This is a genomic window from Pseudoalteromonas sp. ESRF-bin5 (assembly GCF_002632075.1).
In the GTDB taxonomy this organism is placed as follows: Bacteria; Pseudomonadota; Gammaproteobacteria; order Enterobacterales; family Alteromonadaceae; genus Pseudoalteromonas; species Pseudoalteromonas marina.
In genome coordinates this window covers 1-7,185 of sequence record NZ_NTLW01000274.1, presented here as the reverse complement: position 1 = coordinate 7,185, position 7,185 = coordinate 1, and the positions used below count along the sequence as shown (strand labels likewise).

The window sequence follows — 7,185 nt, the reverse complement described above, 5'->3', positions numbered from 1 at the left end:
AAACAAGCCGAAAGTTCAAATACACATTGCGCACTCTTATTTATAGATTTAGATAAGTTTAAGCCAGTAAATGACTCTTTTGGTCATGCTGTAGGTGACAAGCTTCTTTGTAATATTACTGAACGGTTGGGTAATATCCTTAACGAAAATGCACAGCTTGGCCGTCAAAGTGGAGATGAGTTTTTAGTTCTGATTAAAAATGTAGAATCTCAGGACTCATTAAAAGAAACAGTTATGCTAATTAGTAAAGAATTAGCAAATAAAGTGATGATTGAAGACTTTGCGATTAATATTTCTGCCAGTATAGGCGTTGCTTTGTACCCATTTGATGCAATAACAACCGACATTTTAATTCGTAACGCAGACGTCGCTATGATGCAAGCAAAGCAAAATGGCAGGAATGGTTTTAGCTTCTTTAGCGATGAAATGAACGAACAAATAAAACAAAAGCTAATGCTCGAAAATGATTTAAAAGATGCAGTAAAAGCCGACTTATTTTTTAATCATTATCAGCCAATTGTTGATATTGAAGCAAGAACAATAAATGGTGTAGAGCTACTAATGCGCTGGAAAAACAAAGAGCAATTTGTTTCACCCGCAGTGTTTATTCCAATTTCAGAAGAAACCGGTTTAATCGAGCGCTTAACTGAGTTAGCCCTTAAACGTGCACTTATTGAATTAGCGCCACTACTGAATGACAATCCATTATTTTATATTTCCTTAAACCTATCACCAAAACATATTTTAAAGGAGAACATAACCGAACGTTTACAATGCATACTAGCAGACGCGGGTATTCTGCCAAAGCAACTGAGGCTCGAAATTACAGAGACTATATTGCTTGAAGATAAACTGAAAGCTGCTAAGCAGTTACAAAAATTAAAAGCAGCAGGATTTAAATTATTGCTTGATGACTTTGGTACAGGCTATTCATCGCTGACTTACTTGAGCCAATTCCCAATTAACGTCATAAAGATAGATCAAAGTTTTGTAAATAGTATTGGTGAGGACAAAGGAGACGAGTCAATTATTAAAACTATTATTTCTTTAGCTGAAAATTTAAACTTATATTGTATTGCTGAAGGCGTTGAAAATCGTGACCAAATGGAGTTTTTAGTTAACGCTGGTTGCCATGTGCTTCAAGGATACTACCTTGCAAAACCAATGAGCGCTGAAGCACTTAATGAAAATAGTTGTTTTAGAAAAATTATTGAGCTTATTTGAAGCAACTAGCAAGTCATTAGAACCCCCATCCACTAACACACAGTTCTAATGACCTTTGTGGGTTAGTGTTTGTTAAAACTTAAAGCGGTTTAATCGCAGCACCAGGTTGGCTACTACTCCTGCACTACTCTTCAGCCTTTACACGGTGTAACAGTAAACCAAAGCCGAGCAACAAGAATTAAACTGCCCCGGGAGATTCCTTTGGGGCCGCTTCTGCTTACATTAATTCTGCGTTATCAACTATTTGTGAAGGTACACACCTTATGTGCACTGTCTTGCCTAAGCACCATGTAGGCCGTTGGAATTTAACTTTGAAAGGTTAATAAACTTTAGTGAATATGATGGCATTCATGGCTTTCAATTTGCAGTACGCTACTCGTTACTCTAAACCTTTCAGCAAGCAGATTCTCTACCTTTAAGCGACATGCTTCGTCATGCTTTTCAATAGTACAGTGCTTTTTGAGTACCACATGAGCCCCCACCACTAGGCCATCGTAATTACGTGTTACAGTTACATTATGTACGTTATGTACGTGTTCTATGCTTGTGATTTCGCTTTCAATATCTGCTACCTTAGGAAGTTTTGCTTTATTTAAACGCAAACCTTTAATACAACTTATAATTACTTTAATGCCCGTAAACAATACAAACGACGCTATAAGCATACTCGATAAAATATCGATGACCGCAAGGCCTGTGAAATATATTAATACACCAGCAACAAAAGTGGACACAGTAGAAATCAAATCAAAAAACGAATGTAAGAACACGGCATAAACATTAATGCTTGCTTTTCGTCCCTTGTATAACACCCAAGCAGCGGCACCGTGGAACAAAAAGCCCAGCCCCGCAATTACCGACATTAAGTAACTATTTATCTCAAGTTCGTTACCTTCATGCTGATGAATAAATCGCTCCCCACCTTCATATAGAATCACCAAACTAATTGCGAGATATAAAATGCCATTAATAAGCCCACCCATTAACTCAGCCCGTTGATAGCCATCATTGAAAGTTTTAGCTAAGTGAATAGCAAAACTTGAAGCAATTAAGGCAATAAATAGCGAACTATTATGCACAAACAAATGTCCTGCATCAGCTAATACAGCAAGCGAATTAGCATAATACGCGCCAATTACTTGTATGATCATAAATGAGCATGTTATTGCAAGCGCAATGAGTAAGCGCCTACGAGAAGCTTGGTGTGTTGTAATTTCGGTCATGAAATACTTGGGTTACCTATACTTAGAATGCAAGTAAGCCGCTAAAGGCTCACTGAAGAAAGGAGTAATGATATACAGTATCAATTATAATGCGTGACTCACATAAACGCACTAAAAAAGTTAGTAATATCAACAAAACTGTACTAAAACTATATTATAAGGATAAAATCAATCGGATATGTCCTATCTTTTATAGAAAATGAGGTAACTTAAACGTTGAACTCGATTAAAGAGATCTGGAGTACATTAAAGTGTCTCCCTTTTGCTGTTTTGGTCCACGACTCAAAAACACGCAACTACAAAGCAAACGAATCCGCGTTAAACCTGTTTAATTTAAAGCAGCATTCTGACTTGAATGAAAATCACTTTAGTCACATAAAGCTAATAAGCCCTTTAAGTAAAAAAACTTTATTATTACAGAACCTTTTTGATGTTTATCTTATACCTAATGTTCAAAATAAAGTGGTGCTTGAAGTAGATCAAACAGCCTTCTTACTGAACATTAAATTTGCCAATATTACCGAGACCGTTTCAATGATCACCTTTGAAATAGAAAAACAAACAATTGATGAACAATATAATTTTGATGTTGTTATATCGAATATATCAGCCGATCTCATTGATATTCAAAACGATGATGTAGATAAACATATTAATTATGCATTAAAAGCAATTGGCACTGTATGTCATGCAGATCGCAGCTATTTATTTAAATTTAACGACGAAAACACACAAATGAGTAATACACATGAATGGGTAAATAAAGGCATAATGCCTTTTAAGGATTCGTTGCAAAATGTACCTAAAAGTGAACTACCCTACTTTTTTAAATTAATGAACGACACTTACCTTTTTAAAGTAAATGATGTTGCGGATTTACCAGCCTCTGCAGGTGGTGAAAAAAAGGAATTTGAACTACAAAAAATCAAATCAGTAATGTGCATTGGCTTAAGCTACGAAAAAGAGCTTGTTGGTTTTATTGGCTGTGATTGTGTAGCAGTAAAACGTGAATGGACAAACCTTGATTTAATCCGAATAAAATTAGTGGGTGAAATACTAACCAACGCGTTCAAAAATATAAACTATAAACAAAAATTAGAACTTACTCAGCAGCAACTTATCACAGCCAATCAACAATTAAGTGAGCTGGTCAATACAGACGGCTTAACAAACATAGCTAATCGTCGATGCTTTGATCAAACTATAGATGACGAAATACAACGATGCGTTCGTTACCAACAACCCATTAGTTTACTTATTTGCGACATCGACTTTTTTAAAAAATACAACGATAGTTATGGTCATCAAAAAGGGGATGAGGCATTAAAACAAGTTGCTGAAACACTGCAAAATTTATGTAAGCGCCCTGGCGATCTAGCAGCTCGATATGGTGGTGAAGAATTTGCACTTATTTTACCCTGTACCAATACTGATAATGCATATTGCTTTTCCATTCTAATTCAAAAAGAAATAGCCAAGTTGGGCATAGAGCATAAATATTCAGAAGTAAGTGATATGCTTACTTTAAGTATTGGTTTTTATAGCCTAATTCCTAACACAAAAACAATAGCAGAAGACATTATTGCAAAAGCAGACGCTGCTCTTTATAACGCTAAAGAAACTGGTCGAAATAAAATTTCCGAGAGCCCCCCTCGATAATATGTACTTCTTAAGTGCCCACTTTTTGTAGGTAATTACATTGAAAAGTGGTAGTCTTTATTAGTTTAAAATTAAAACAACACACCATTTTATGATTAATTATTATAAGGAATATTTAAATGGATCCAGTGTCACAAATTCTCGATGTCGTATTTACTGTTGAGGCATTTTTACTCATATTTGTTATTGTGCTTCTAAAAAGCAGTGTTAAATTTGTCCCTCAAAATAGAGCTTGGCTAATTGAACGTTTTGGTAAATACCAATCAACCAAAGAAGCCGGCCTTAATTTTATTATTCCGTTTATCGATAGAATATCTGCCGACCGCAGCTTAAAAGAACAGGCCCAAGATGTTCCATCTCAATCAGCTATAACAAAAGACAACATCTCGTTAATTGTAGATGGCGTATTATACTTTCGAGTATTAGACCCGTACAAAGCTACCTATGGTGTTGACGATTATACATTTGCGGTTGTTCAGCTTTCGCAAACAACAATGCGCTCAGAGCTTGGTAAAATGGAGCTAGATAAAACTTTTGAAGAGCGTGACCTACTAAACACAAATATAGTAGCTGCAATAAACCAGGCATCTGAGCCATGGGGTATTCAAGTACTGCGTTACGAAATTAAAGATATTGTGCCACCGAACTCGATTATGGAAGCTATGGAAGCACAAATGAAGGCTGAGCGTGTAAAACGTGCTCAAATTTTAGAGTCTGAAGGTGACCGTCAAGCAAATATAAATGTCGCTGAAGGTAAAAAGCAAGCACAAGTGCTTGCTGCAGAAGCAGATAAAGCTGAGCAAATTTTACGTGCAGAAGGTGAAGCTACCGCAATTACAACCGTCGCTGAAGCACAAGCCAATGCACTATTAAAAGTCGGTGAAGCCGCTGATACAGAGCAAGGACAAAAAGCGATTCAACTTGATTTAGCAACCAAAGCCATTTCGGCTAAAGAAGCCATTGCACGTGAATCATCTGTTGTTCTACTCCCTGACAATGCAACAGATGCAAGCTCAATGGTTGCGCAAGGCATGGCAATCATTAATAGTTTAAACAAGCAAAATAAAGGTTAACACCTAAAGAGGTTTGTATGGATTTTATTATGCAAAATTTACCACAAGCACTTATGGTGCTTGGTATAATTGCCTTAATAATAGAAGTAGCCGTGCTGGGTCTCTCTACTATTATTCTATTATTTTTTGGCTTATCACTACTGATAACTGGTTTTTCAATGAGCATAGGAATATTGCCTGACTCATTAACAACTGCACTATGGAGTAACACAGTGGTAACGGCTATTTTAGCCATTGGCCTGTGGAAACCTCTAAAAAAAATGCAAAACCGTGTGGATACAAAGCCCGTAACAAACGATTTTGCAGAGCTTACTTTTACCCTAGATGACGACGTTACCGATCAAGGGTTAACTACGTATAATTATTCAGGTATTAGCTGGAAATTAAAAAGTGAGCAAACAATTACTGCAGGCACTCGCGTATACGTTATGAAAAAAGATGTTGGCGTTATGTGGGTCAAACCAGTCTCCCAGTCTCCCAGTAACCTGTAACCTGTAACCTGTAACCTGTAACCTGTAACCTGTAACCTGTAACCTGTAACCTGTAACCTGTAACCTGTAACCTGTAACCTGTAAACAAATTATAAAATAACGGGTGGCTCGAGTTGCCCGTTTTTTATCCCGCTAATTTGAATTGTCGTCCCTTGTATATTTTGTAAGTCATTATTAGAGTCGCATAATGCTGAAGTCACAAATAGCAGCTCACCTTGTTTGCCGCCAAATGCTGTACATGTAGGATTGAGGTTATTTACTTTTATTGTATGAATTACTTCTGCATCAGGCGATAAACACATAATACAGCCCATTCCCCATACCGCTAACCACAAGTTACCAATACTGTCGATTACGCAACCATCGGGATCTACATCGGTGTTATTAAATTGATAGAATACCTTCGCCGTGCCAGCAACTTCACCTGTATTAACATCAAGGTCAAGAACGTAAATACAGCTTGTAAAAGAGTCACAATAGTAACCACGAGAGCGAGCTTTATCAAAACACAAACCATTAGGAATGGTTAAATCAGTCACAATGCAATCTAGCTTTTTATTGTAATAGCGGTATATCTTGCCCTGCCCTTTTTCGGCAGTCATATCCATTGTACTTAACCAAAAACCACCCCAGGGATCGGCACGACCATCGTTTGAGCGCCTATTCGTGTCGCCACTTTCAAGTTCCGTAATTAACTGAGGTATTTTACGCTTTATATTGTAACGATAAATCCCAGATTCAGTTCCTAAAATTAAATGCTCTTTATCTTGCCAAGCTATAGCTGTCACTATAAAAGGCATTTCAACCGAGTAAGCATTTGCTGGTTTACCGAGTGAGCAACAAAATAACAGTTTTTTATTGATATCAACCCAGAAGAGTGTTTCCAACATTGGGTGCCATAGCGGACTTTCGCCAAGCTGATTTTGCGTATTATTAAATAAGGTGATTTTAAAATCGCTCATTATAGAGTTTATTTACCTTTTAGGAGCAAACTATGACCTTGGTACAATTATTCGCAGTACAAGGCTCTTAAATTATCGGGCTCGAAAGCAACAACGGCTAAATCATACTGACTTACATTCGCGATATAATAACTATAACAATGTCAATTTATGCAAAAATATTGACGCATATTATCCATCTTAATGTTGCAAAATCAGTGACCCTTTTAAAGGTTTATTATTAACATAAGCTTGAAGCCTAACATTAACAAAAAATATAACTCAGTGCGATGGAATTACAGCCATAAAATTACTAAAAATAGTATGCCAATTAATTAATATATTAACTACCGACATATTTATTAAATTAAATGCCTTATTTATTGTTTACTTATTATTGAATTAACCTTTAATAGGAATGCAACTTATTGATAGTATGTGTTTTATAAGTCGCCCTCACTCGCCATAGTTGGTAACATAAAGTCAGATTAAAAGGAGTTACAATTATGGCTAAAAATATAAAACATGCACTTGTAGTCGAAGGTGGCGCAATGCGCGGTATATTTGCTGCAGG

The 7,185-nt window shown here is 36.5% G+C and carries 6 protein-coding genes; 4 read left to right on the top strand and 2 right to left on the bottom strand.

Going from position 1 to position 7,185, the window contains the following annotated elements; genetic code table 11:
* Nucleotides 1–1,224 (top strand): putative bifunctional diguanylate cyclase/phosphodiesterase (locus tag BCG07_RS16895; RefSeq protein WP_286891215.1); only part of this gene is annotated, 1,224 nt, incomplete at its 5' end.
* A gap of 329 nt (nucleotides 1,225–1,553) precedes the next feature.
* Here the strand turns inward: BCG07_RS16895 and BCG07_RS16890 are convergent.
* A complete protein-coding gene (locus BCG07_RS16890) occupies nucleotides 1,554–2,447 on the bottom strand; it encodes a cation diffusion facilitator family transporter (protein ID WP_006791624.1) in 894 nt (297 codons plus the stop codon).
* Nucleotides 2,448–2,663: 216 nt separating this feature from the next.
* Between BCG07_RS16890 and BCG07_RS16885 the strand changes: the two genes are divergently transcribed.
* The 3 genes from BCG07_RS16885 (at nucleotide 2,664) to BCG07_RS16875 (ending at nucleotide 5,670) form a co-directional block, all read left to right on the top strand.
* Nucleotides 2,664–4,106, top strand: coding sequence for a sensor domain-containing diguanylate cyclase (locus BCG07_RS16885; RefSeq protein ID WP_074210184.1), 1,443 nt, complete (start codon nucleotides 2,664–2,666; stop codon nucleotides 4,104–4,106).
* Between the two features lie 119 nt (nucleotides 4,107–4,225).
* A complete protein-coding gene (locus BCG07_RS16880) occupies nucleotides 4,226–5,179 on the top strand; it encodes an SPFH domain-containing protein (RefSeq protein WP_006791622.1) in 954 nt (317 codons plus the stop codon).
* 17 nt (nucleotides 5,180–5,196) lie between these two features.
* The gene (locus tag BCG07_RS16875) at nucleotides 5,197–5,670 is read left to right on the top strand and encodes an NfeD family protein (protein ID WP_243533933.1); all 474 of its coding nucleotides are present in this window, start codon (nucleotides 5,197–5,199) and stop codon (nucleotides 5,668–5,670) included.
* An 89-nt stretch (nucleotides 5,671–5,759) separates the two neighbouring features.
* On the opposite strand, the gene BCG07_RS16870 is transcribed toward BCG07_RS16875, so the two are convergent.
* Nucleotides 5,760–6,632, bottom strand: coding sequence for an SMP-30/gluconolactonase/LRE family protein (locus tag BCG07_RS16870; protein WP_243533931.1), 873 nt, complete (start codon nucleotides 6,630–6,632; stop codon nucleotides 5,760–5,762).
* Nucleotides 6,633–7,185: the final 553 nt, after the last annotated feature.